Annotated in this window: 23 protein-coding genes and 1 tRNA gene; 21 read left to right on the forward strand and 3 right to left on the reverse strand. The window is 34.9% G+C overall.

Annotation, left to right across the window (positions count from 1 at the left end; genetic code table 11):
• Positions 1-128: 128 nt before the first annotated feature.
• Positions 129-830, forward strand: a complete 702-nt coding sequence (locus FC97_RS09690) for a GntR family transcriptional regulator (RefSeq protein WP_054643151.1) — start codon at positions 129-131, stop codon at positions 828-830.
• Positions 831-907: 77 nt separating this feature from the next.
• On the forward strand, positions 908-2,302 hold the full coding sequence (locus FC97_RS09695) for an O-antigen ligase family protein (RefSeq protein WP_054643152.1): 1,395 nt from the start codon (positions 908-910) through the stop codon (positions 2,300-2,302).
• 34 nt (positions 2,303-2,336) lie between these two features.
• Here the strand turns inward: FC97_RS09695 and FC97_RS09700 are convergent, their stop codons facing one another.
• On the reverse strand, positions 2,337-3,062 hold the full coding sequence (locus tag FC97_RS09700; protein ID WP_054643153.1) for a WecB/TagA/CpsF family glycosyltransferase: 726 nt from the start codon (positions 3,060-3,062) through the stop codon (positions 2,337-2,339).
• Between the two features lie 58 nt (positions 3,063-3,120).
• Between FC97_RS09700 and FC97_RS09705 the strand changes: the two genes are divergently transcribed.
• The 9 genes from FC97_RS09705 to FC97_RS09745 all read left to right on the forward strand — a co-directional run bounded on the left by FC97_RS09705 (position 3,121) and on the right by FC97_RS09745 (position 11,309).
• Positions 3,121-4,197: a glycosyltransferase gene (locus FC97_RS09705; RefSeq protein ID WP_054643154.1), complete on the forward strand. Its 1,077-nt coding sequence runs from the start codon at positions 3,121-3,123 to the stop codon at positions 4,195-4,197.
• Between the two features lie 42 nt (positions 4,198-4,239).
• On the forward strand, positions 4,240-5,712 hold the full coding sequence (locus FC97_RS09710; RefSeq protein WP_054643155.1) for a nicotinate phosphoribosyltransferase: 1,473 nt from the start codon (positions 4,240-4,242) through the stop codon (positions 5,710-5,712).
• A gap of 2 nt (positions 5,713-5,714) precedes the next feature.
• Positions 5,715-6,530 (forward strand): ammonia-dependent NAD(+) synthetase, encoded by an 816-nt coding sequence (gene nadE, locus FC97_RS09715; protein WP_054643156.1) that lies wholly within the window; start codon positions 5,715-5,717, stop codon positions 6,528-6,530.
• A gap of 126 nt (positions 6,531-6,656) precedes the next feature.
• On the forward strand, positions 6,657-7,865 hold the full coding sequence (locus tag FC97_RS09720) for an aminotransferase class I/II-fold pyridoxal phosphate-dependent enzyme (RefSeq protein WP_225868745.1): 1,209 nt from the start codon (positions 6,657-6,659) through the stop codon (positions 7,863-7,865).
• Positions 7,849-9,297 (forward strand): hypothetical protein, encoded by a 1,449-nt coding sequence (locus FC97_RS09725; protein WP_054643157.1) that lies wholly within the window; start codon positions 7,849-7,851, stop codon positions 9,295-9,297. The genes FC97_RS09720 and FC97_RS09725 overlap by 17 nt, the downstream gene beginning before the upstream one ends.
• Complete coding sequence (locus tag FC97_RS09730) at positions 9,298-10,278, forward strand: glycosyltransferase family 2 protein (protein ID WP_054643158.1); 981 nt, start codon at positions 9,298-9,300, stop codon at positions 10,276-10,278.
• A 5-nt stretch (positions 10,279-10,283) separates the two neighbouring features.
• On the forward strand, positions 10,284-10,718 hold the full coding sequence (locus tag FC97_RS09735) for a hypothetical protein (protein WP_054643159.1): 435 nt from the start codon (positions 10,284-10,286) through the stop codon (positions 10,716-10,718).
• Position 10,719: 1 nt separating this feature from the next.
• Positions 10,720-11,175, forward strand: coding sequence for a SprT family protein (locus tag FC97_RS09740; protein WP_054643160.1), 456 nt, complete (start codon positions 10,720-10,722; stop codon positions 11,173-11,175).
• A gap of 48 nt (positions 11,176-11,223) precedes the next feature.
• Positions 11,224-11,309: transfer RNA gene (locus FC97_RS09745), tRNA-Leu, on the forward strand.
• A gap of 106 nt (positions 11,310-11,415) precedes the next feature.
• Here the strand turns inward: FC97_RS09745 and FC97_RS09750 are convergent.
• A complete protein-coding gene (locus tag FC97_RS09750) occupies positions 11,416-12,408 on the reverse strand; it encodes a tRNA-dihydrouridine synthase family protein (RefSeq protein WP_056968163.1) in 993 nt (330 codons plus the stop codon).
• A 284-nt stretch (positions 12,409-12,692) separates the two neighbouring features.
• Between FC97_RS09750 and FC97_RS09755 the strand changes: the two genes are divergently transcribed.
• The 4 genes from FC97_RS09755 to FC97_RS09770 all read left to right on the forward strand — a co-directional run bounded on the left by FC97_RS09755 (position 12,693) and on the right by FC97_RS09770 (position 18,578).
• Complete coding sequence (locus FC97_RS09755; protein WP_082397550.1) at positions 12,693-13,544, forward strand: helix-turn-helix domain-containing protein; 852 nt, start codon at positions 12,693-12,695, stop codon at positions 13,542-13,544.
• Between the two features lie 126 nt (positions 13,545-13,670).
• Positions 13,671-14,174 carry an SLAP domain-containing protein gene (locus tag FC97_RS09760; RefSeq protein ID WP_054643162.1) on the forward strand — a complete coding sequence of 168 codons (504 nt, stop codon included), beginning with the start codon at positions 13,671-13,673 and terminating at the stop codon, positions 14,172-14,174.
• Positions 14,175-14,508: 334 nt separating this feature from the next.
• Complete coding sequence (locus FC97_RS09765) at positions 14,509-15,021, forward strand: SLAP domain-containing protein (protein WP_054643163.1); 513 nt, start codon at positions 14,509-14,511, stop codon at positions 15,019-15,021.
• Between the two features lie 617 nt (positions 15,022-15,638).
• On the forward strand, positions 15,639-18,578 hold the full coding sequence (locus FC97_RS09770; protein ID WP_082397551.1) for an SLAP domain-containing protein: 2,940 nt from the start codon (positions 15,639-15,641) through the stop codon (positions 18,576-18,578).
• 224 nt (positions 18,579-18,802) lie between these two features.
• Here FC97_RS09770 and FC97_RS09775 read toward each other — a convergent pair whose 3' ends face one another.
• Complete coding sequence (locus FC97_RS09775) at positions 18,803-20,203, reverse strand: hypothetical protein (RefSeq protein WP_054643165.1); 1,401 nt, start codon at positions 20,201-20,203, stop codon at positions 18,803-18,805.
• Between the two features lie 128 nt (positions 20,204-20,331).
• Here FC97_RS09775 and rbsK point away from each other — a divergent pair, with 128 nt between their 5' ends.
• The 6 genes from rbsK (at position 20,332) to FC97_RS09805 (ending at position 25,507) form a co-directional block, all read left to right on the forward strand.
• Entirely contained in the window at positions 20,332-21,240 is a 909-nt protein-coding gene (gene rbsK, locus FC97_RS09780) for a ribokinase (protein WP_054643166.1), read from the forward strand.
• A 189-nt stretch (positions 21,241-21,429) separates the two neighbouring features.
• Positions 21,430-21,630 (forward strand): cold-shock protein, encoded by a 201-nt coding sequence (locus FC97_RS09785; protein ID WP_010020786.1) that lies wholly within the window; start codon positions 21,430-21,432, stop codon positions 21,628-21,630.
• A 150-nt stretch (positions 21,631-21,780) separates the two neighbouring features.
• Positions 21,781-22,971, forward strand: a complete 1,191-nt coding sequence (locus tag FC97_RS09790; protein WP_054643167.1) for an MFS transporter — start codon at positions 21,781-21,783, stop codon at positions 22,969-22,971.
• A gap of 105 nt (positions 22,972-23,076) precedes the next feature.
• On the forward strand, positions 23,077-23,724 hold the full coding sequence (locus FC97_RS09795; RefSeq protein WP_054643168.1) for a glycoside hydrolase family 73 protein: 648 nt from the start codon (positions 23,077-23,079) through the stop codon (positions 23,722-23,724).
• Positions 23,725-23,775: 51 nt separating this feature from the next.
• A complete protein-coding gene (locus FC97_RS09800) occupies positions 23,776-24,357 on the forward strand; it encodes a xanthine phosphoribosyltransferase (protein WP_025084874.1) in 582 nt (193 codons plus the stop codon).
• Between the two features lie 19 nt (positions 24,358-24,376).
• Positions 24,377-25,507 carry an ATP-grasp domain-containing protein gene (locus FC97_RS09805; protein ID WP_025084873.1) on the forward strand — a complete coding sequence of 377 codons (1,131 nt, stop codon included), beginning with the start codon at positions 24,377-24,379 and terminating at the stop codon, positions 25,505-25,507.
• Positions 25,508-25,509: the final 2 nt, after the last annotated feature.

Raw genomic sequence — 25,509 nt, forward strand, 5'->3', positions numbered from 1 at the left:
AATGAAAAAAGGCAAAATTCTGAATATGAATTTTGCCTTTTTATTTTTCTAATTTTCGACCAGTTATTAATTTTTAGTCGAAATACTGTATAATTGATGGAAGTAATGCGCATAAAGGAGTGCCAAAAATGAAGGTACCAGTATATATACAAATTCACAATCAGATAAGAAAAGAAATTGAATCTGGCAAATGGAGCGTTGGTGAACGTATTCCATCTGAAAGACAGCTTTCACAAGATTTTGACGTTAGCAGAATGACATTACGACAAGCTATCCAAACGCTTGTAGATGAAGGGATTTTGCAAAGGCAAGTAGGTTCTGGAACTTATGTTGCTAGTAGTAAGGTTCAAGAAAAGATGTCAGGAACGACTAGTTTTACTGAGATAACTGAAAGCCAAGGTAAGAAACCTTCAAGTAAGACGGTTTCTTATCATGTTGCTGATCCTTCAATCAGTGAAATGGAGAAGCTAAAATTAAAAGAAGGCAATCAAGTTTTACGAATGGAAAGAATTCGTTATGCTGATAATCAACCAATTTGCTTTGAAGTTGCCACAATTCCCGTTGATATTGTAAAATCACTTGATAAGGAAGACATTACGTCTTCTCTTTACAAGGCTTTGGAAACTAAAGCGGGCCTTAAATTAGGCAATGCTACGCAAACCGTATCAGCGATTCTTGCATCTGAGAAGATAGCTAACTTTTTGAATGTTAAGCGTGGTTCTGCTATCTTACGAGTAAGACAAGTTACTACTCTGGATGATGAACGTCCATTTGAATATGTTCGTTCACAATATGCCGGAGACAGATTCGAGTTTTATTTAGAGCGATAATCATTATCTTTCGCAAAAAGTTTAGAGTAATATATTGTTTGATATGTTTTTAAATCTTTAACTGGGAGTCACCACATATGCAAAGTTTTATTAAAAAGTACAGTATCTTCTTGATGCTATATATTGTTTTTCAACCAGTACTAGATGCTGTTACTGGATTGATGACTCAAGCACATATGAACGTTTCGTTTGGGGTATTGATTCGTATGGCCGTTATGGCTGTTACGGTTTTCTATTTGCTGATATTTCTGATTCTAAATCGGGACAATAGGCATGGTTTCATGATGATTGGTTATTTTGTCTTGTTGGCCGTTGTTTCAGCTATCAGTTTGTTTATAAATTACAAAACTAAAGTATTATTTGTCACGACTTTGGAAGTTACGACTCTAGCAAAGAGTTTATACTATCCAATCATGTTGTTGGCTTACTTGTACGCTTTTGAAGAACTAGCAGAGGATCGAATTATTAATCGTTTCTTTCCTAAGGTCATTTTCTTTGCTGTAAATATTATCAGTATTATTATGATCGTTGCTCACTTTACTAATACAAGTTTCAGTTCTTACTCATACTACAAGTTAGGTGAGAGTGGTTGGTTCTTTGCTGCCAATGAATTGAGCGCAATTGTTTCGATTACGTTCCCAATTATGATTTGGTATGCTTTGAAAAAAATCAACACTTGGTCACGTATTTATTATTGGATAACGATTATAATTGCCATTTACGCAGATTTATTGATCGGAACAAAAGGTTCACTATTGGCTCTCTTGTTCAGTATCTGTATGGGAATTTTGGCAACAATCGTGCAATTCTTTATGTACAAAGATAGTCGTAAGTATTTCGTCGGAATTTTCGCAATGTTAGTCATCACTTTAGGTGGTATTGTCGTTGCTTATCCAGCTATGGCGGTTTCTAAGACATCTGAATTACATACTGAAATGATCAAGGATAAGAAGCAAAAGGCTAAAACTAAAAAGGGTATCACAAAAGATCAAAAGAAATATGTTCAAACTAATAAAACTGTTTCTTATCTCTTCAGTGGTCGTACCGTTTATTTTGAAAATGCGGCACATAACTTTAGTAAAGCAACGCCAGCACAGAAGATTTTCGGAATGGGTTATGCAACTAGTTTCAAGCATGAAAGAGATGCTAAGTTGGTTGAGATGGACTATGTTGACATCTTCTTCCAATTTGGTTTGATTGGTACAATTGTTTATATGGTGCCATTATTATATTGTTTGATTTACTTAATAGGAGCATTCCTCAGAAAATTCAAGTACATGTGGTCTTATAAATGGGCTATGTTGGTAGCATCTGTAGCGTTAGGATTCGGAATGGCTTTAATGACGGGGCATGTTATTGAAGCACCATCAGTAAGCATCTATTTTGTTTCCGTACTAGCTTATGCAATGCTTAACGCCAAAATTTTCTTAAGAACTAATGAAGATCCGTATACAATCGATGTTGAATCGTAAATAAAAAACAGGCTGTCAGTTGACAACCTGTTTTTTATTTACGATTTTTTTCTTGTTTAATTAATTTCATATATTTAGGAATAGCCAGCATTCTTCCAAATCTCGTTGGTTCAGTGATCAAGCGGTAGAACCATTCTAGACTGAGTTTTTGGAATACCTTAGGAGCACGTTTCTTAGTACCGGAGAAAACATCAAAACTGCCGCCGACACCGATCCAGATAGCATCTGCCTTTTGACGATACTTTTCGATGAAGTATTCTTGCTTAGGATATCCTAAGGCTACCAAAATAACATTAGGTTTCTTTTCGGCAATTTCGTCAACGATTGGAGCATCATCTTTGAAATAGCCATCATGATAGCCAACTAGGTCAACTTGAGGATAATCCTTTTCAATTTTGTCGGCAGTGGCCTTGATTACTTCCGGTTTAGCACCCAACAAGTAAACTTTTAATTGTTTGCGGTCCGCTGTTTCAATTAAATATTTTAACGTATCAAAACCAGTGATACGTTCATGTAGAGGAGTGCCTAGGCTTTTAGCTCCCTTGATAATGCCGATTCCATCAGGAATTACATAGTCAGCGTTATTAATAATTTTTAAAAATTTGCTGTCTTTTCTAGCTGAAAGGACAATTTCAGGATTAGCTGTTACGATAAACTTGTTTGCTTTAGTGTCCAAATCGTAGTCTAAATATTTGTGAAATTGTTTTTCGGTAAAATTATCAAATTCTGTACCTAAAATATCTACTCTATTTTTGTGCATAGCATTCTCCTTTAATGTATTATTATACACGAGAAAGATTAATTTGAGAGGTGTCAAAATGCGTATTCTACATATCAATGCCGGCAATGAAGACGGCGGAGCTCGTACATACATCGTTAGTTTAATGAAAGGTCAAAAAATAATAGGTGAGAAAAGTGCCTTATTGACTTTTCAAGAAGGTCCTGTTTCTAAGATGGCTCGTGAAAATGATTTAAATGTTGCGGTCATGCCCCAGAAACAACGTTTTGACCTTTCCATTTTGAAACCACTAGTAAAATATATCAATAATAATGGCTTTGATATTGTGCATACGCATGGACCACGTGCTAACTATATTTTTTCGTTAATTCGTAATAAGGTTCATGCCAAATGGGTAATTACAGTCCATTCTGACCCTCGTATCGACTTTTCCGGTGTGAGAGGTCAAGTTATGCTTAGATTAAATTTACATGCCTTAAAACGAGCAGATTTGCTGTTTTACGTAAATCCTGATTTGGAAGAATACTTTGAATCTTTGAAGATAGATTCTAAAAATACTTTTGAAGTATTTAATGCGGTTGATTTTTCTAATGCCAATCCTAAGTTTAATCGTCATTCAACATTCAATATTTTAGAAGTTGCACGACTGGTTGAGGTTAAGAATCATCGATTTTTATTGAATGCTTTGAGCAAAGTTAAATTTAACTATCGTTTGACTTTAGTCGGTGATGGTCCATTGATGGAGGAGCTAAGAAAACTAACTGTTGATTTGGGAATCGCCGATAAAGTTGATTTTGTTGGTTTTAAAGAAAATACTGGCGATTTTTATCAAGATTGTGACGTGTCAATTCTAACCTCAAAATCCGAAAGTATGCCTGCTGTTTATCTAGAATCAGCCGCCAATGGAAAACCGGTTATTGCAACAGATGTTGGTGCTACGAATAAGGTCATTAATAACGAAAATGGCTGGTTAGTTGAATCAGGTAATGAAGAACAACTAGTCGAAGCTCTAAACGATGCCCACTCTTATTGGAAAGATGGTAATTTAAGTCAAAAGGGGATGGCTTTGTATCAAGATGTAAGAGATAACTACTCAATTGAGAAATTAGCTGAGAAAGTAAATGATGGGTATGAAGCGACTTTGAAGGCTAATTAGAGTAAAATAAGACCGTGATATCAAATAAATAAGGGAGTAATCATGACTCAATTTCAAGATGAAGATTTAACATTGCATACTGATTATTACGAATTAAATATGATGTATACATACTGGAAGAAAGGTTTGCACAATCGTCGTGCAGTTTTTGAAGTTTACTTCAGAAGTTTACCCTTCGACAACGGCTTTGCAGTATTTGCAGGTTTGGAACATGTCGTAGATTACTTGAAGAATCTTAGCTTTTCTGATTCAGATATTGAATACTTACGTGAATATGGGGAATATGACGAAGAATTTTTGCGCTGGTTAAAGGACATGCAATTTAGTTGTACCGTCCGTTCAGCTCTAGAAGGAGACTTGGTTTTCAATGAAGAACCAATCCTTCAAGTAGAAGGTCCATTAGCACAATGTCAATTGATTGAAACAGCTATTTTAAATATGGTCAATTTCCAAACTTTGATTGCCACTAAAGCAGCTCGTATTAAGACTGTTTGTGGTGATGATCCGGTCATGGAATTTGGCTCACGTCGTGCACAAGAAGTTGACGCAGCTATTTGGGGAACACGTGCAGCTTATATTGCTGGTTTTGATGCTACAAGTAATGTTTTAGCTGGTAAGTTATTTGGTATTCCTATTTCAGGAACTCATGCTCATGCATTGGTTCAAACATATCGTAATGAATATGATGCTTTCAAAGCTTACGCTACAACACATAAGGATTGTGTTTTCTTAGTTGATACTTACGATACCTTGAAGAGTGGTGTACCAAGTGCCATCAAAGTAGCCAAAGAAATGGGCGACAAGATTAACTTCTTAGGTGTCAGAATCGATTCTGGTGATATGGCTTATATTTCAAAGCGCGTTAGAAAACAACTTGATGAAGCTGGTTTTCCAAATGCTAAGATTTATGCATCAAATGACTTGGATGAGAAGACTGTGCTTAACTTGAAGATGCAAGATGCAAAGATCGATGTTTGGGGCATTGGTACAAAAGTTATTACAGCCTTTGATCAACCTGCCTTGGGTGCTGTTTATAAGTTAGTAAGTATCGAGGATAATCGTGGTAACATGATGGATACTTTGAAACTATCAAGCAATGCAGCTAAGATTTCAACCCCTGGTAAGAAACAAGTATGGCGTATTACTAATAACCGTAAGAATGATAAATCAGAAGGTGACTATGTAACATTCTGGAATGAAGATCCTAGAGAACATAGTTCACTTTACATGTTCCACCCACAATACACTTATATCAATAAGACTGTTGAAGACTTCCAAGCTAAACCATTGTTACATGATATTTTTGTCGATGGTAAATTGGTTTATGATCTACCCAATGTTAAAGATATTAAAAAGTATTGTATGTCCAACTTAGATTCACTTTGGGATGAATACAAACGTATCTTGAATCCACAAGTTTATCCAGTCGATTTATCTTCAAAATTATACAGTCATAAGATGAAATACATCGAAAAGATTCGTAATGACGTAAACAATATTAGATTAGGTGACTAAAAATGAGACCATTGCAAAAAGAAATTATTGAATTTGAACATACAAAACCTGAAATCGACCCTGAAACAGAAATAAGACGTTCAGTTGATTTCTTGAAGAATTATGTAAAAGAGCGTAGTTTTTTGAAGACGTTAGTTCTGGGTATTTCTGGAGGACAAGATTCAACCTTAGCTGGTAAATTATCAGAGATAGCTATGACTGAACTTCGTGAGGAAACAGGCGACGACAGTTATCAATTTATCGCTGTACGTCTACCTTATGGGGAACAAGCTGATGAATCAGATGCTATGCAAGCTATTGAATGGATGAAGGCTGACAAGGTCGTTCGGGTTAATATTAAGGATAGCGTTGACGCAATGGTTAAAGCAGTTGAAGCTAATGGTTTAAATATTTCTGATTTTAACAAAGGTAACATCAAAGCTAGAACTAGAATGATTGCTCAATATGCGATTGCTGGTGATAATAAAGGGGTTGTGGTTGGAACAGACCATGCTGCCGAGAATATTACCGGTTTTTATACTAAGTATGGTGATGGGGCTGCCGACGTCACGCCGTTGTTCCGTTTGGATAAGCGTCAGGGTAAGTCATTGTTGGAAAAACTTGACGCTCCAAAAAATCTTTACGAAAAGGTACCAACGGCTGATCTTGAGGAAGATCGTCCTAGTTTACCAGATGAGAAGGCTTTGGGAGTATCTTATAAAGATATTGACGATTACCTTGAGGGTAAGGAAATCGATCCTAAGAACGCTGAAGTTATTGAGAATTGGTATAAGAAAACGGCACACAAACGCCGTTTACCATATACTGTTTTTGATTAATATAGTAATAATAAAATGAATTAAATTTGGGGGCATTCAATTCTTTGAATGCCTTTTCTTGTAAGCAATTCTATGTGTTAGAATTAAGATGTATTATATGTATATTTTACGAAGAGGTGTTTAACAGTGAACAATAATTTAGTTTCCCTTATGAAACCATCTGTTGTTGCAATCAAGCAACAGGAAATTTTTAAATTCAATGCGCGCGCCAAAAGTATTCCGGGTGCGGTTAATATGACTGTTGGAGAACCTAATTTCCATACCCCAGAGCATATTAAACAAGCTGCCATCAAGGCTATTAATGATGATCAAACTCATTACACAGTTCCTGAAGGTAATCATGAGCTTTTGAATGCTGTAGCTAACTATTTGCATGATAAATATGGTTTAAATTATGATCCTAAAACCCAAATCGTGGCTACGACAGGTGTAACTGAAGGTGTCTTTTCAGCCTTCAATGCTATTTTGCAACCAGGGGATGAAGTTTTAATCCCATCGCCGGCTTTTACTATTTATGGGCCTGATGCTAATTTCAATGGGGCTTCACCAGTTTATATTGATACTTCAGAGACTAATTTCAAGGTAACTCCTGAAGTATTGAGTGAAGTCTTAAGAACTAATCCACGTATTAAAATTTTCTTATTCAACTATCCAAGCAATCCTACTGGTGTTAGTTACACTGAGGATGAATTAGTTGCCTTGGCTGAAGTTATTAAAAAACATAATATTTTCGTAATAAGTGACGAAATTTATAGTGAATTGACTTATAATTTTAAGCATATTTCATTTGGTAATATTCTTCCTGAGCAGACGATTTTGTTAAATGGTTTATCTAAATCTCATGCCATGACTGGTTGGCGTTTTGGTGTGGTTTGTGGTCCAGCTGAAGTAGTTGCGCAAATTAACAAGATTCATGAGTTGGCAACAACTTCAATTACCTCAATTACTCAATTTGCAGCTCTAGAAGCTTATAAGAATGGTTATGATGATCCAATTCCAATGCGTGAAGAGTATCAAGCAAGACGTGACAAGTTATTGGCGGGCTTGAATAAGCTTGGACTTGAATGTCCCACACCAAATGGTGCCTTTTACTTATTCGCCAAGATACCTGAACAATACGTTCAGGACGATGTGAAGTTTGCAAATGATTTACTTGATAAAGAACATTTAGCTATTTTACCAGGTAGTTTCTTTGGAATCGGTGGAGAGAATCATTTGAGATTCAGCTATGCTGCAAGTATGGAAGATATTGACCAATGTTTATCCAAGTTAGAGGATTTTTTAACTTTGGAAAAAAACGATAGTTTAGAGGAAAAGTATGTTAAGCAAGTTTAAGGGTATTATTAGCAAATTAGTGCTTATTTGCGTGGGGATCTTTACCACTGTAGTTTTTGTACAAATGGGTGAGTTCTTTACACTAAATTATTTAAAACCAGAACCAGTACTAGCAATACTGGTTTTTCTTTGTGCAATTATTTTCGTTGCTGGAGTAGGCTATCTGCTTTATCGCGTTCGTGATGACGATAAGAATTTGAATAGACTGATTTTACTCAGCATGTTAGCTATTTTCTTTGTGGTAGCGATAATTTGGTTAAAAGTAGTTCCCAAGACGCAGATCAGTGATTTCGGTGAGTTTTGGAATACGGCTCCTAGAGCATTGGCTGGAGACAAAATATTTAGTTATGATAACGATTATTTTGCCAAGTGGGCCTATCAAACAGGTTTCTTAGTCTACGTTATGACGGTCGTTAAAATTTTTGGCCAACACGTTATTGCTATTCAATTATTGAATGTAATTTATCAAGTATTGATTTTGTATTTGGCTTATTTAATTTCAATGCAAATCTTTAATAAAGTTAAAATGGCACGGCTAACAGTCTTTCTATTGATGATTGATTTGGATTGGTTTGCCTTAAATAGTCAATCCGATAATCAATATATTGGGATGCTCTTGTTCATGTTGACGTTCTATTTGATCATGCAGAACAAGTATTGGACCTATGCTTTAGCAGGATTAACTTTAGCAATTGGTAGTATCGTTCGCCCAATTGGACCAGTAATTATTGCCGGTATTTTAGTTTACGGCTTGTTGTATATGTTCATCGCCAATAATAGACTTTCTTGGTCTGGACTTGGAAAAATAGTGATGACTTTGATTATTTATCAAATTATCTTTTCTGGAGCCAGTTTAGCAATAAAAAGTTCCGGTTTGAATTCTTATGGATTAACTAATCGTGATTCAGAGTGGAAATTCGTGGTTGGGTTAGATGCCTATTCAGGTGGATCATATGATCAAAAGATGGTAGATCGTTTTGACTTGCAGGAGAGTCGCGCCAAGATGAGCGCTAAAGAACATAAGATTATCCACGAAAATATCAATAATCTTAATGCTTCTCATGGTTGGTTACGGTTGTTCTGGGCTAAAAACCGTACGCTTTGGGCTGGGCGCTCGATGGCAATTGATTTTACAGAATTTGGTAAGATTCATTCATTAAGAATGGATAATTTAGTGAAGTTACTAGGGTACATGGGTAGTGTCATATTGATAATTTTCTCTTGGATTGGCTCATTGAGTCTATTTAAACAAAAGACTGATAATAAAGTTTTCTTGATTTTATTACCATTGATGGCCTATGCCGTTGTACAATTATTAATTGAAGTTCAAGGTAGATATCGACTTGAGTTCTTGCCAGTAATAGCCATCTTGGCTGGAGTTGGTTTGTATAGCTGCTTTGATTGGATCAAATCGAGACGGGAGAAGAATTAGATGTCTGATGTATTTAAATTAAGTATCGTCGTTCCATGTTATAACGAAGAAGAAGTTTTGCATGAAACTACTAAAGAATTAACTGCTATTCTCCAAAGTTTAGTGACTGATAATAAAATTTCTAAAGATAGTAAAATTGTTTTCGTAGACGATGGTAGTAAAGATAAGACTTGGTCTTTGATTTCCGAGTTTTCTAAAGAACATTCTTTCGTTTCAGGTGTTAAGTTGAGTCGTAATTTTGGACACCAAGGTGCGTTATTGGCTGGCGTAACGACAGCTTCGAAAGATTCTGATGCCGTCATAACGATAGATGCTGATTTGCAAGATGATGTTAATGCTATTCCAAAGATGGTTGATGAGTACTTGAATGGTGCCGAAGTTGTTTATGGAGTGAGAAATAATCGTGATACCGATACTGCTTTTAAGCGTGGAACAGCAGAAATGTTTTATCGTTTCATGGGCTTCTTGGGTGTTAATTTGGTGCCTGATTCAGCCGATTATCGTTTGATGAGTCAACGTGCCTGTCAAGTTCTATTGAGTTATCGAGAACGAAACTTGTTTTTACGTGGAATTGTTCCGTTGGTTGGATTCAAATCGGCTAAAGTTTATTATGCTCGTAAGGAACGTTTTGCTGGTGAATCTAAGTATCCGTTAAAGAAAATGATTAAGTTCGCTATGGATGGAATTACTTCATTTTCAATTGTTCCAATTAAGATGATCATGGGTCTAGGTTTCTTCATCGTATTGATTAGTATCGTACTATTGATTTATAGTTTGGTTCAAAAAATCAATGGCAACGTGGTCAATGGTTGGTCTTCACTAATGATATCTATTTGGGCACTTGGTGGTGTACAATTGATTAGTATTAGTGTGATCGGTGAATATGTTGGTAAAATTTTCAGTGAAGTTAAACAACGTCCAAGATTTACCATTGAAAGAGATATTTATACTGAAAAAACACAAGAAGAAAATAAGAGGTAACGCCTATGAATGCCGCACAAAAAAGAGCCATGCAATATGGTAATTTAATTAATAATACTGTTAATACAATTCAAGAAGAACAAGATAAGTTGAATCCAGAGTTCGAAAAGATCCGTGGTGCATTAGATCGTAGTAAAGTCGATCAATTGGATAGTGTTGAATATACTAAGATTCAAAAGAATTTTGCTGATGGTACAAAGAAGTATCAAGAAACTTTGGCTAAATTAGAAAAGGGTAAAGCTCCTGCAAGATTGATGGGAACACATATTACTTTGGTTTCAGCCTTTAGAAAATATGTTGAAGCTTGTGCTGATATGACTGAAAGTATTGGTGATGATAAGAACATCGATCGTCATAAGTTTGATGAATCAGAAAAAGGCCAAGACGAAGCTATGGATAAATTTTCAAAATTAATTCAAAAGTTAACTAATTTGGCTTAATATGAATAATTCAGATTTAAATGAATTAGTAAAAAAGGTTTCCCAAGAATACTTTGGGAAACCTTTTATTCATCGAGCATATTTTAATAGTCGTCTCAAAACAACGGGTGGACGTTTTCACTTGAAAGATCGAAACATCGATATTAATCCTAAAATTTACCAGCAATTTGGGTACGACACTTTGGTTGGCGTTATTAAGCATGAGTTGTGTCACTATCATCTTTATAATGATGGATTGCCAGCTCAGCATCGTGATCGTAGTTTCAAAATCCTTTTAAAACAAGTTGATGGATTGAGATATTCACCTATTCAAAGCCAAGCGAAGAAGAAGACTTATCACCTTTATCAGTGCGTTAAATGTCAGACGCAATATATCCGTGTCAGAAGAATCGATACTAAGAGGTTTGTTTGTGGTAAATGCCATGGGAGACTTGAGTATTTAAGAGATATTAAATAATAATCTTGATAATTTTTTTGATTATATGTATAATATTCTCTGTTGCATGCGGGTATGGCGGAATTGGCAGACGCGCAAGACTAAGGATCTTGTGGAGAATTATCTCCGTGGAAGTTCGAATCTTCTTACCCGCACTACTAAAGTAGTTGGACGATTGTCCGGCTGCTTTTTTTGTTTCTTCGGTGCAAAAAGTGTGCAAAAAAATATCTGGCCAGATAATTAAAATGGTCAGATGTTTTTTTATTTATTTTGAAAGTCATCTAAAATTTGACGAACCTCATCAGTTGATTTAGCATTCATCATTTCATTACGTAAATTAGTAGCTCCTAATTCTGGACGAGCATAAATCTTAAAGAAACGTTTCAATGATGGAAAACGTGGTAGATCGTAATGTTGAGAAAAATCATCAAAAAGATTTAACTGTAAACGAAGAAGATTTAATAATTCGTCTAGAGAATGTTCTTGTGGATTTTTTTCAAAGGCAAATGGATTAGCAAAAACACCACGACCAATCATTATTCCATCGAGTCCAGGATGTTTTTTGGCCAAATCGACGCCTGCTTGAAAATCTGGAATATCACCATTGACTTGTAATAGGGTGTCAGGTGAAATTTCATCACGCATTTTTATCAAATCATCAATAACCTCAAAATGAGCCGGAACTTTACTCATTTCCATCTTTGTTCTTAAATGAACGGTCAAAAGCTCAACGTGTTGATCAAGTAGATGGGGAATCCATTCTTTATATTCTGTTAGTTTACTATAGCCTAAGCGGGTTTTAATGCTGACAGACAATCCGGAGTTTTTGGCTGCCGTGACGATACCATCGACTTTTTCAGGGTTACGAATCAAGAAAGTACCTCCATGATTCTTAATGACTGTTTTATCAGGGCAACCGGTATTAATATCGATAGCTTTAAAACCTTTATCTTTTAAAGCAAGAGCAGCACTTTCAAAGTCTTCAGGAACATCACCCCAAAGTTGAACTACGGGATAGGTTTTTTCACGAGGATCAATATACAAACGACCGTCAACTGGAAATTTAGTAGTAGGGTCAGTGATTCCTTTAGCATAGACAAATTCACTGAAAAAAGTGTCCGGTGCACTGGCATGAGCAATGACTTGTCTGAAAACGGTATTACTAACTGCTTCCATCGGTGCCATTGAGAAGAAAGGACGTTTTTCTTCTTTAGCTTGATTAGCTATTTGTGACCAAAATGTTTTTGTCACGATTGGTTCCTCCTTATTAAAATCACAATATACTTATGATACTAGTTTCTGATTTAGGACGCTAATATCTAAACTTGATTGATACTGGCCTGTAGACCAATTATTATAAATAAAAAATTAATTCGACAAAATTTTACAAAAGGAGCACTGAAAGTCTTATGCTTTATGGGTTTTAATCGAAATCTATATTAAAATTTGTTTAGAACTTAATATATTTATTTTTAACAAATGAATATATTTATTAATGAGGTGTTATAGTAATATTGATAAATATCAATATTAGATAGATGGGAGTGTTGTTCTTGTTTCTTGGATCTATTATTTATAATAAAAGACGAGAAATGAATTTGACGCAAATAGAGCTTGCCAACGATATTTGCACTCAAAACACTATTAGTAAAATTGAGAAACACAACATAGCACCAACGGTTAACATTTTAATTAAGATATGTCTCAAATTAAATTTGTCATTAAACGATGTGTTCAGTGATTTTGCTGATAAGAATTCAGATCAAGGTGAAAGCATCTTAGATAAGATTGAAAAGGATGCTTTAATGGGTGAACTAACAGATATTGACAACAAGTTGTCTGCTTTGCAAGGAAAATTGACTAATAATGATATGAAGCAATATGAGTTGATTACTGGTGTTGTAGATTATCAAAAAAATCATATCGATAATTCACTTTTCACTTTAGATAAAGTTTTGCAACTAACTAAATCTGCGGATGATGATGTTTACACATTATTAGCCTATTTGTTTAAAGGGTTGGGTTATTTGAGTCAAGATCATATTGATCGAGCACAATATTATTTTCAAATGATCAGCGATGCTTTAAAGGAGAGTACTGATATTCAAAATGCCAATGAATTAGAAGTACTTTTTGTCTGTAAAACACTTGCTAATTCTTATAATGCTATGAAACTTTATAAAAAGGCATACCAATTTAGCCGTTGTGGGCTGAATTATGCTCAAGAAAAGCATATTTCTTATTTTCTTGACGAGTTGAATTATGATGCGGCCTTGGCTGTAAAAGATAATGATGTTAAGTCGGAAGAATATGAGGATTACCTCAATCTTGCTTACTATCTGGCGAAAGCTAATCATAATGAAGCCTTATTAACTGTTATAAACCACTAAGGATATTCTTAATGGTTTATTTTTTTCTGGTATTTTTTTAAATTGTAGATGGATATATATTTTTGCAAAAAATGTTTAAACAAATTATACTAAACTTGGTCTAAGGAGACTAAGGAAGTATAAATTATGAGAAGAAAAGTGTTAGTGAGCGTTGTAGCTGCACTAATGAGCTTTGCCTTTTCAATTTTATCTATCCAAAGTGTCAAGGCTGAATCTATAACTAGTGGTAGCTATGTTGAGGTGGATACAAGTAAGGCTGAGCTTTATAATTCATTAGGCCGAAAACTTGGTATTTATGAACCAAAGAATAGTGATTGGTACCTTGGTAAAACCATTGAAATTTCTGGGAAGGATTTTTATCAAGTAGCTACGGATGAGTATTTGAGTGAAGATGATAGCTATGTCTATCACAATAGACCGGAAGTTATTACTTTAACTGAGGATTCTGATGTGCCGGTTTATAATAGCAAACTAGTTGAGAGTACTAGCGCTGCATTAGCGCCTGGAACATCTTGGTATTCAGACCGTGTTATTTATGCGTCAGGTGGAATGCCGTTCGTTCGGGTGGCAACGGATGAATACGTTGGGATGTGGTACGTCGTTCAACAAAAATTTGTCCAAAGAATCTAAAATCAAAGGAAAAGGATGCCCATTTTTATTAACGGAACATCCTTTTTTTTATAAAAAAATCTTATATTTTAATAATGCCTTTAGACCAACCTGGAATATCGCTTATATAAAAAAATTCATAAAAGTATATGTCATTAGAGGTAAATATATGTTGAAAATTTTGCCGAATCCTTGTACTATTAAGTTGCCTATAAAATGCCAATAAAAAATATGGGTAAACGTGTGAATTTAATATAGATTTATTTTATATACAAGAATCAATCTTATGTATGCTATTTTTATGCCAAAAAATAGCGGGGAAATTATTTTATTAGATATAGTGAGGAAAAATATCATGAAGAAAACAATCGCCTTTTTAGTATGTGCATTATTAGGAAGTAGTATCGCTGCAACAACTGCAATGACAGATGTTAACGCTGATTCAGTAACTAAGGGGAACTATGCAGAAGTTACACAAACTACTAATATGTATGATCAAAATGGTAATAAGACCGATACTTCCGTTCAAAAAGATAGTACATGGAAGGTAAACAAACTACAAAAAATCAATGGAAATGATTATTTCCAAGTTGCTCCTAATCAATTTTTGAGTACTAAGGATAGTTTTGCATACAAAAAACGCCAGATGACTATTAAGGTTCAATCATCTGACGATAAAGATACAGTACGTGTTTACGATCATAATTTGAAACAAAGAACAGACGTATCACTTGCATCCGGAACTAAATGGTACTCCGATTCTGCAATTTATACGTCTCAAGGGATGCCTTTTTTAAGAGTTGCTACAAATATGTACGTCGCCATGTTTGACGTTACTGAACAACAATATAAAGCTTCCATCAATTAATTTTAATTTTCTGTGTGTGAATTCATTAATTCAAGGTGTTTGTGGTATGCCGACCACTTACATCTTTTTTTATTTTATATATCAATCTTATGTACACTGCCATATGTACGTTTAACTTTTATTAGATATATGAGGTGTTTCCTTATTACAAGAGATAGTGTACTATCGATTCACTTCCGTTTGGATTCACTTTTTGTAAAAAGCTTTTTCCTGAAGTGGAATAAAATTAAGAATCATAAATAAAAAGCATTAAATACAATTAAATAAATTATAAACGGATGTAATGGTCTAGTCCTTACTGTAATAATACCCTTAACTATGGTTAATTGGTATATTCCAGTGGGGACTTTTTACTTTTTTGAGCATTATGACTAATTTTTGAAAACATTGGTAGAAATTAATTAATAATGCAAATTATTATGTACTTCGTATCGTTAAAAACTTTCATGATATAAAAATAGTTATGTAGGTTTGCAATTTAGACGAATGGTCTATTCAATATATATGCTCCAGTAAGGCCTTATTATCATTGGCTTATAAACACTTTCTTACTAAATATATAGCGATTCATATCTTTGGTATATGGATAGATTATGTCTTAATATCTGTCGTGAAATATGGAAAAGAGTGATGAAGATATGTTATTAAATAAAAAATGTGTATATTTAGGAGCTTCATTATTTTCAGCAGTGATCTTAGCGTCATTGTCAAACCAGACGGTAAAGGCCGAGGCGACAGACGATAGTGCCTCGACTACTGGTAATTCTAGCACAACGTCCAATAAGATTACTTCAGTCACTGATCCAGTTAGTACAACGGCTTCAAGTACAAGCCGAGTTACTGTGGCTAATCCCACAACCTCTGGAATAAAACCAGTTAGCGCTACTTTGGTTACACCGAAATCTACTACAATCTCGACAGTAACACCTACTATAGGAAATGATACAACTGTAAATAAGCCAGCTACATCTACTACCGAAGCAAGCACTCCAGTATCAGGATCCACTTTGACAAGTAATAAGACTACTGAAATGACTACTGCTCCCACAACAACTTCGACTTCTACTATTAATTTAAACAGTGAGGCTGCGACAACAGTATCAAGTTCGCCAATAGTTACAACTAAATCAACGACCAGTCCTAGTACTACAGTTCCAACAAATCCTTACGCCTTACCAAGCGATGTTTCCGACAGTACAGTGGTTAATTTTACTGATCCGTTTTTAAATTATATGGTCAAAAGTGAGTTTGGATTGAAATCGACTGATTCTCTGACAGTAAGTGATGTTAAAAATTTTGATGGCAATATATTAAATTTAGTGGGCGATTTTTATTACGGTGATATGCCTAGTACGGTTACAAGTACCTATGTAACAAGTTTTGATGGGATGCAATATTTAAATTATTTGCCAGCAGGAACAGATGTTGCTTTGTCAGTTAACGTTTCTTCAGCCCCAACTTCTAATCTTGATTTGACTCCGATGAATGGTCTGAAATTTGAATCACTTGATTTATTTGGCAATTATAGTGATCCAGCTTATAAGGAGATTTCACTCAGTCAATTGACCAAGCTGAATATTAGTGAGGTAGACGAGTTAGGACTTCATGGTACTGGCAGTATTGCTATCAATGATGGGATTAATAATCAAGAATTGAAAGTGATGGCACCAACTCTTGTAGAAATTGCCAACAAAGGTGGGGCTATTTATCTGGGTAATTCTTCGATTACTGATTTTTCACCGTTGAATGGGATTGATAAAACCAAACCGGCCTATTTGAATATAATCAATAATGTTTATGATCCAAGTCCTGTTTATGCAGTGGCTAAGCAACCAATCAGTTTCACGGCTGAACATATTACCGGTCTTTATGGCGCCGATTTGTCATCAGGATACAATTATTCGAGTTCTGTTCCAGCAGAGGATTTGGCTGATGGGGATTTGGAACATGTCGGTGGAGATGAATATAAATTAGTTGATGCTGATAATTCTGCAAAGGATTTAGTCTATGGCTATTTAAATGATTATTCGAAACCTGATTCTTATATTCATACAACCTACGGCAATGTTAGTTTCATTTATGCTGGTACGATGGCTCGTCCAATTATCTGGCAAGCTCACCCTAATGTAACACTCAACTACGAAAATGAGGACGGCTCACCAATAACTGTTAACGGATCTGATTTAACCAAAGTGGTTGATGGAACGACAATAGGTGACCCTTATGATCTTACTGCAGACGCAAATTTAGCAGGTTACACTTTTATGGGTGATCCTTATGTATTGAGGGGAAACTACTCACAAGATCCACAAGTCATTGATCTGAAGTTTAGAGCTAATCCAATAGTTACACCACCAGCAACTGTATCCGCAACTACAACAGCTAAACCCATCTCCATTACTAGGGGTGATGTTAATTTGAATGTCTTAGCTATTTCTAGTAAGCCAGTTTATATTTATGATTCAACTGGAAAGCCAACCAGTAAAGAAGTCATTTTGACAGATACTACTATTAAAGAGTCAGCTGAGATAGGTGGTGACTTGTATTATAAGATTGGACCTGATGAATGGGTCTTGGCTGATGAATTCAATCCTTATACGACTGATGATGGTATAGCGAAGACATTTGATGAATCTTATACTTCATTAGTTGATTCTACGGGTAAAACAATTGATTTGACGTTGGGACCTAGTACTTCTTGGAAATACGATAAGGTCGTTGAAATCAAGGGTAATAAGTATTACGAAGTTGGAACCGATAATTTCTTAGCGGTCGATAAGAGTTTGTCATTTATACCGGCTAGTGACTTGAATTTGACAGTTAGAGATGCTGCGGTAATTTATAATTCTAAGGGTGAAAAAGTAGGCAAGGTTTTACCAAGCAGCAGTGACTGGAAAACTGATGGCATGGCTGTTATTGGTGGTATATCAATGTATCATGTTGGTACTAATGAATGGGTCGATGCCCAATCTGTAAATACCTATCAATCAGCAAAGTTTACGTACCATAATATTTATTCAACCTACATTTACAATAGGGATGGTCAAATGACTATGGAGATGCTTAGTCCCAAAACATCTTGGAAAGTAGATAGAATTGTTTATATTAATGGTTCTAGATTTTATCGTGTTGGTGTTAATGAATATATTATGGATTATACGACAGATACATCCAGTAGCATGGGAGTATTCATTTCTACAATTGAAGCAAAAGTTCATGTATCTAAGGAAGCACATCTCTACGATGAAAGAGGTGCAGCTTTAAATAAGACAGTACCTGCTGGCAGTATTTTATCAATAGATGGTTATGAGAATATCGGTGGTCAAATGATGTACCGTGTTGGAAATAATGAATTTGTTAGTTTCAAAGATTTACAACCTTACACTGTAGGAAAAAATGTGGTTTCTGTAGCGGTAAATACATCGCTTTATGACAGTAAAGGTGAACTTCTGGACGTATTCCTTCCAATGAATAGTTCATGGAGATACGATAAAATTGTAACAATTGGTGGTCACAAGTATATTCGCGTTGCGACAAATGAATTTGTTAAAGAATAATTCAGAACGAAAAAAGCTGATTTAACTCAATAGTGGTTCTTACTCTAGGCTAAATAATACTTCAATTATTTTTTTTGAGACAAGTATGTTTAATATGTAATTTTGTAAAATAAAAACGACCTCTATTAAGAGATTCAAGTAAAGGATATATCTTGAATACTTAATGGAGGCCGTTTTTTGGTTTAAAATTTCTATATTTGTAGATTGACCATACAAATTGTTTTTTACTTATTAGTTTTCGCTTGAATCAACTTAACTTTTTTTAGAATTTGTTTATCAAAAGCACGCATGTAATCGTCATGGGTCTTAAATTTCTTACCCTTTAATTTGCGCATGGCGTCGGTCCAATCCCAATAGTTGATTGGGATCATGTTACGATCTTTATTCTTAACGTATAACTCAGAGAAGTTATTATCATTTTGAATTGGAGCTGTTAACCAAATGTACTTATCGCTTCTATATTGTAAGAAGTATTGGTCGTCACGAGTAATTGTATTTTGATATTGTGAATATTGAATTTGCATATCAAAGGTTTTGCCGTAATCGTGTGATAAGTAATCCATACGGACACCCAAACAAAGTGTCAATAAAGCAAATATTGGTAGAAGAATCTTTTCATAATTATTGAAGAAGATATCTAAGTTGACGGTAAAAATTGTAACTAAGAAGACGTAACTGGCAAACATACATCTTGAACCGAATGGCGATACGACGATGAATGGGGCAATAGCTACGTAAGTTGATAGTAGTAAGGCAAAGTTAGCAATCTTTTGTTTAGTGTTGTTAATCTTAAGACTGTAAAAAATCATGAAGATGGTAAATATTAATACAAATGTACCAACGACAATCAAATGTTTTGGTGTATAAGTAATCTTTAAGTAATTGAAGAGGGTGTCCTTAGAACCATTGCTTACAGAACGGTAGGCATCTGAACCTAAGAGAATTTTTATGTAAGCTCCATTGATGAACATTAAGATAGCACCAAGAATATTACCAGCTAAGATAAGATTCAAGACTTTCTTGAAGTGTTCACCAAAGTGTTTTCTAAAGAAAATCCACACTAGAATAACGTTGAAACAGTTTAATAGGGTGATATGTTCAGCAAAGAATTGTGTAGCTACTGAAGCTAAGAAAATAAGAATCATACTTGTTCGATAATAGTGAACATTCTTGTTGTCGTAATTTTTTAGAACTAAGTAAAGTAAAAATAATGGGAAGATTGCTGAAGGTAAATAGTTAGCAAACCCTGCATGCCAACCCAAAATTTGTTTAAAAATCATAACTGGACTTAAAAGAATAAGTGCAGCCGCTAAAGCTGATGAAACCAAACCGATATTCTTTTCTGGTGTGATTTGTTCACGAATCTTTTGGATCAAGTAGACGATAGTTGTAGGGAAGATACCATAAGCCATAAAAGCAACAGGCTTGATTTTAGTCATACTGATAACTAAAAGATCTCCTAGATAACGACCATCATAATAAGTAAAGATCCCATGTGGGAAGTAGTTGCTTCCAAAATAGGTTCCCCAGTGTAAATCGTCACCAAGGAGTGGCATCCAGAGTCCAATTAGACCGAAGATGATAAATAATATGAAGTAAAAACTAAGTTTAACTGTTCTTGTCATAATACATCCTTTAAAGTTTCTTTTACTAAAGATATATTCTATCATGGTTCGCGAAGATATGAATCACTACTTGCGGTAAATAACCTCATATTGATAAAATTATTAAAAATAAAAAGGTGGATGGAATTATGAAAAAGATTGTTGTACTAGGTTCGATTAATGTGGATACTATTTTAAATATTCCACGATTGCCTTTACCGGGTGAGACTATGGCAATGGGTGATCAATCCACGGCTGGCGGCGGAAAAGGTGCAAATCAAGCGATTGCTGCGGTTCGTGCTGGTGCAGAAACTACCTTTATAGCTAAAGTGGGACAAGATCATTCGGCAGATTTCATGTTGGATACTTTTAAAAAAGATGGTCTAAAAATGGAACATATTACAGTCGATCCAGAGGCTGGTACAGGTAAAGCTTATATTTTACTAGATGAAAATGGTCAAAATAGTATTTTAATTTACGGTGGTGCCAATCAGACTATTACAGTGAACGATGTAGAAAACGCTCGAGATGCAATTGAAAATGCCGATTGTTTAATTTCTCAATTTGAAACACCCTTGGACGCAACACTAGCTGCCTTTCAAATTGCAAAGAAAAATAATGTTGTGACAATATTGAATCCAGCACCAGCAAAAACCGATATTCCTCAAAAATTGTTATCGCTTACCGATATTATTATTCCAAATGAAACCGAAGCAGAGGCTATAACAGGCGTAAGGGCAGTTGATAGAAAATCAATTATAAATTCTGCAGTAAAATTGAATAAATTAGGTGTAAAGCGTGTTATAATAACTGTTGGTAGCAGGGGATCGCTTTATTACACTGATGGTAAAGAATCTTTTGTGGACGCTTACAAAGTTTCTACGGTTGACACAACCGCAGCTGGCGATACTTTCATTGGTTATTTGGCCGCTAAGTTGGATTCCAATTTAGCTAATATGGTTGAAGCAATGAGGTTTGCTAGTAAGGCTTCGTCAATGGCAGTTCAAGTAAAAGGTGCACAGAATTCAATTCCTTACGTTGATGATGTAAAAATTTAAACGTTTATAGGGGAAACTTTATATATACTTGATTGTAATAAGTTGTTAATCATGTTACTATAGTAGTTGTATTTTTGAATGGTGAATGGTTCGGATGGTTTGAATGTTTCGTACTTTAGACTTTCTTCCATAATGTACCACGATATTATGCACAACTAATATATTATTTATTTTCAGGAGGATTCTCTTATGGAACACGGAACAGTTAAATGGTTTAACGCAGAAAAAGGCTATGGTTTTATTACTCGCGAAGACGGTAGTGACGTATTTGTTCACTTCTCAGCTATTCAAGGCGACGGTTACAAGACCCTTGAAGAAGGCCAAGCAGTTACTTTCGATATCGAAGATAGCGATCGCGGACCACAAGCTTCAAACGTTGTTAAGGACTAATTAAATAAAACTTTAATAAACTTTGAACTTTTAAGCTAACCCAACGGGTTAGCTTTTTTTTTACATAATTTTAAAATCTTTACTTATTATTTACAGTATTTATACATTGCTAGTCTATCATTAATATTTAAAAATTAAGGATGATGAGTAATGCAGGTAACTTGGAAGAGAAATTTTAGAATACTTTGGCTTGGTAGTTTGATAACTGGTTTAGGAAATGCAATGACTTTGCCTTTTATTGTTCTATTCATCGAAACACTTGGTGATTTTAATAAAGTAGAATTAAATCTTTTAGGAGCAGCGGCTTTCTCATTAACCTACCTAAGTAAAGCTCTAGTTTCACCACTTTGGGGTAAACTGGCCGATCTTAAAGGTAGAAAATTAATGTGTTTGCGAGCATCAGGCGTTATGACTTTTACTATTCTAATGGTCGGTTTATCTCCGAATGTTTGGTTTCTATTATTTTTCCGGGCAATGCAAGGAGCCTTTTCCGGATATATTAATAACGCCAATGCATTAATGTCGGTTTCAGCTCCGGTAGAAATTCGTGGTCGAGTGATGAGTAAATTGATTACTGGTGATATCACCGGATTATTGATTGGGCCCTTAATAGGTAGTTTTTTAGCCACAGGTGTTGGTTATCGAGGAGCTTTCTTTGTTACCAGTTTTTTGATGGCAATAGTTTTTTTAACTACACTGTTTGGGGTGAAAGAAGACTTTGTACCTATTACTAAAAAAGAATTACAACCGGTTTTGCCTATTATGAAGAAGATAGGTTGGCAATTCTTTTTAGCCTTGTTTGGGTCTCTCTTAGCAGTTCAAGCGACGACTAATGCAATTACACCAATGATCAGTTTATTAGTCAGAGAGATTGATCCTGGTAGCAATAATTTGGTGATTATTACAGGAGTGGTTTCGGCGGCACCAGGATTAGCAACAATTGTTATGGCCGGTTTAGTGGGACGATTAATTGACAAATTGGGAGCCTTAAAAAGTATGCTGATATTTTTAACGTCAGCAATTATTTGTTTAATTTTAACAAGTATGGTTCAAAATATTTGGGAATTGGTAGTACTACGGTTCATTTTAGGGATTTCTGATGCTGCATTGATACCCTCGATTCAAGTTCTAACCATACAAAATGTCCCTAATTCTATTTTTGGACGAATTTTCAGTTATAATCAATCAGCACAGGCAATGGGAAATGTCCTAGGTCCGATGTTGGCAGCTGTGATAGCGACTGGTTTTGGATATAAGAGTATTTTCCTATTCTCTGCAGTTATTGAAATTCTGGCTTTGATAGCTTGGTTGATCTATTCAAAACAGCGTCAATTTAAATAAAAAAATTGAGAACCTAAATGATTTTTAAAATTATTTTTCAAATCACAAAATTTTCAAAGTTATCAGCTATAATTAGAGTTAATAAACTTAAAAGGGATAGATCAATTGCCACAAAAGAGAAGATACACAGTACACCGAAATTATCGGCGCAAACGTAGTAAAAAAAATAATAATACGACCTTAATTTTATTAGCAATTGTTGCTGTATTTGTTATCAGTTTCTTTGGATACAGGCGATATGTCCAGTACAAGAGAGAAACACAAGTTGAGATGGTTCAGCAAAGTCACACAGCTTTCATAAAAAAGATTTCGCCATATGCGGTCGAATTAGGCCAGACTTATGGAGTCTTACCTAGCATTACAATTGCTCAGGCTATTTTGGAAAGTGACTGGGGTTCCAGTACTCTAGCTAGTCAGTATAATAATTACTTTGGTATCAAAGGTGATGATCCTTCGAATACAAAAGTTTTACAGACAAAGGAATATACTGACGGCCAGTGGGTAACAATCAACGGACGTTTCCGAGTTTATTCGGATTTTCGTGAGTCAATGAGGGATCATACGAAGCTTTTAGTGAATGGTACGTCGTGGAATTCGCAACAATACAAGCAAGTTCTACAATCGAAGGATTATATTGATGCAGCGGTGGCATTACAAGCAGATGGATATGCGACCGATCCGGGCTATACAAGTAAAATTATTCGGATTATACAAAAATATAATCTTAAAAAGTACGATGAAGGTATCAAGTGAAAAACAAAGTATGATAGACTCTAATTATTCTATTAAATAAGGGAGAACGTAATGAAGGAATTAGAAGAAAGAATCAAAAAAGATGGTCGCGTTATTGGTAAAGACGTGCTTAAAGTTGATAGTTTTTTAAACCATCAGATTGACCCAATGTTAATGGAAAAAATGGGCGAAGAATTTTACGAACATTTTAAAAATGAAGGTATCAACAAAATTTTGACAGTTGAATCTTCAGGTATTGCTCCAGCTGTTATGACTGGTTTGAAGTTCCAAGTACCAGTTGTTTTTGCTAGAAAGCACAAATCTGTAACATTGAGCGACGATCTTTATTCATCAGAGGTTTACTCATTTACAAAGAAGACTTCTAACCACATTAGTATTGCTAAGAAGTATCTTTCAAGTAGTGATAAAGTTTTGATTATTGATGATTTCTTGGCTAATGGTCAAGCTGTAAATGGTTTGAATACAATCATTGATGCAGCTGGTGCACATTTGGCAGGTATCGGTATTGTGATTGAAAAATCTTTCCAAAAGGGGAGACAAATGATTGACAAGTCAGGTACTCCAATTTATTCATTAGCTAGAATTACAGCTTTTGAGAATGGACAAGTGGTCTTCGGCGAAGAAGACGATTAGAAATTAAGAAGGTGGAATTATGACTTTTATTGCGCCCGGTAAAACATTAGGAATAATTGGTGGCGGCAGTGAAACGTATCTTTTTGAATTAGAGGCTAAAAGAATGGGCTTTAGGACCATGCTTTTGACGTCCGAAGAAAAGGATATTGCTACACAGGCGGCGGACAGTTATTTAGTCGGTACATTAGAAGACAGTAAAAATCTAAGTGAATTGGGCCATAGAAGTGACATTCTTTTGTATATGGATGAGAACTTTGATAGTAGTGTCCTAAAGGAACTTTCGAAAAACTTTAATGTTGCACAGGGTTCGGATCTACTAGAAATTGTTCAAGATCGTTATATAGAAAGAACCTTTTTAAATGATTTAAATATAAACGTTCCACCATTTTTCTCAATTGTGACGGTTGATGATATTAAACATGCAATTGATGAAATTGGATTCCCTTGTATTTTAAAGCCAATTCAGAAGAATCAAAAAGTGTTGAAACGTCATATTATTTACAATTATGAAGATGTTGAACGTGTGCAAAAACTGTTGAAGGATGGAACTTATATTCTGGAAGCTTGGATTGAAACGAAGACTGAGTATTCCATTATGGTAAGTAAGAGTAAGGATCAAAAAATCCATACTTTTCCAATGATTCAAGAGATTTATGATGGCGAACATCTGATGAGTTCTTTCATATATAAAAAGAACGATCCAGAAATTGAAGCGGAAATGCAGCGAGTAGCTTTATTGATAGCACAGAATATTAATTATGTCGGGATCTTTGGAATTGGCTTTATCTTATCTGATTCAGGCGTTTTGTACGTTAAACGAATATTCCCTGGAATTAATTATTCTGCTAATGTTTATCAAGAGGCTACCGGCATCTCTCAGTTCGAATTACATATCAGAGCTATTTGTGATTGGCCAATTCCTGAAATTTTTCCAATGGTCAATGCGGCAACCTTGAAGATTATTGAAGGAATTTTGCCACAGAGTTTGGATTTACTTCAGGAAAAGGCACAATGGAAATTTAACTATTACACAGGTTTTAAAGCTAAGAATCAAGCTGACAGGGATGTTGGTTATATTTCAATTTTTTCCGATGATATAGAAGAATTAAAAAATGATATCTTAACAACTAATATTTGGAGAGTAGAATAATT

The organism is Companilactobacillus kimchii DSM 13961 = JCM 10707 (genome assembly GCF_001435445.1).
GTDB classification, from domain to species: Bacteria; Bacillota; Bacilli; order Lactobacillales; family Lactobacillaceae; genus Companilactobacillus; species Companilactobacillus kimchii.

Bases quoted from the DNA above. Each gene is read 5' to 3' on its own strand.
- FC97_RS09690 (WP_054643151.1), top strand. From the start codon at position 129: ATGAAGGTACCAGTATATATACAAATTCACAATCAGATAAGAAAAGAA.
- FC97_RS09695 (WP_054643152.1), top strand. From the start codon at position 908: ATGCAAAGTTTTATTAAAAAGTACAGTATCTTCTTGATGCTATATATT.
- FC97_RS09700 (WP_054643153.1), bottom strand. From the start codon at position 3,062: ATGCACAAAAATAGAGTAGATATTTTAGGTACAGAATTTGATAATTTT.
- FC97_RS09705 (WP_054643154.1), top strand. From the start codon at position 3,121: ATGCGTATTCTACATATCAATGCCGGCAATGAAGACGGCGGAGCTCGT.
- FC97_RS09710 (WP_054643155.1), top strand. From the start codon at position 4,240: ATGACTCAATTTCAAGATGAAGATTTAACATTGCATACTGATTATTAC.
- nadE (WP_054643156.1), top strand. From the start codon at position 5,715: ATGAGACCATTGCAAAAAGAAATTATTGAATTTGAACATACAAAACCT.
- FC97_RS09725 (WP_054643157.1), top strand. From the start codon at position 7,849: ATGTTAAGCAAGTTTAAGGGTATTATTAGCAAATTAGTGCTTATTTGC.
- FC97_RS09730 (WP_054643158.1), top strand. From the start codon at position 9,298: ATGTCTGATGTATTTAAATTAAGTATCGTCGTTCCATGTTATAACGAA.
- FC97_RS09735 (WP_054643159.1), top strand. From the start codon at position 10,284: ATGAATGCCGCACAAAAAAGAGCCATGCAATATGGTAATTTAATTAAT.
- FC97_RS09740 (WP_054643160.1), top strand. From the start codon at position 10,720: ATGAATAATTCAGATTTAAATGAATTAGTAAAAAAGGTTTCCCAAGAA.
- FC97_RS09755 (WP_082397550.1), top strand. From the start codon at position 12,693: ATGGGAGTGTTGTTCTTGTTTCTTGGATCTATTATTTATAATAAAAGA.
- FC97_RS09760 (WP_054643162.1), top strand. From the start codon at position 13,671: ATGAGAAGAAAAGTGTTAGTGAGCGTTGTAGCTGCACTAATGAGCTTT.
- FC97_RS09765 (WP_054643163.1), top strand. From the start codon at position 14,509: ATGAAGAAAACAATCGCCTTTTTAGTATGTGCATTATTAGGAAGTAGT.
- FC97_RS09770 (WP_082397551.1), top strand. From the start codon at position 15,639: ATGGAAAAGAGTGATGAAGATATGTTATTAAATAAAAAATGTGTATAT.
- FC97_RS09775 (WP_054643165.1), bottom strand. From the start codon at position 20,203: ATGACAAGAACAGTTAAACTTAGTTTTTACTTCATATTATTTATCATC.
- rbsK (WP_054643166.1), top strand. From the start codon at position 20,332: ATGAAAAAGATTGTTGTACTAGGTTCGATTAATGTGGATACTATTTTA.
- FC97_RS09785 (WP_010020786.1), top strand. From the start codon at position 21,430: ATGGAACACGGAACAGTTAAATGGTTTAACGCAGAAAAAGGCTATGGT.
- FC97_RS09790 (WP_054643167.1), top strand. From the start codon at position 21,781: ATGCAGGTAACTTGGAAGAGAAATTTTAGAATACTTTGGCTTGGTAGT.
- FC97_RS09800 (WP_025084874.1), top strand. From the start codon at position 23,776: ATGAAGGAATTAGAAGAAAGAATCAAAAAAGATGGTCGCGTTATTGGT.
- FC97_RS09805 (WP_025084873.1), top strand. From the start codon at position 24,377: ATGACTTTTATTGCGCCCGGTAAAACATTAGGAATAATTGGTGGCGGC.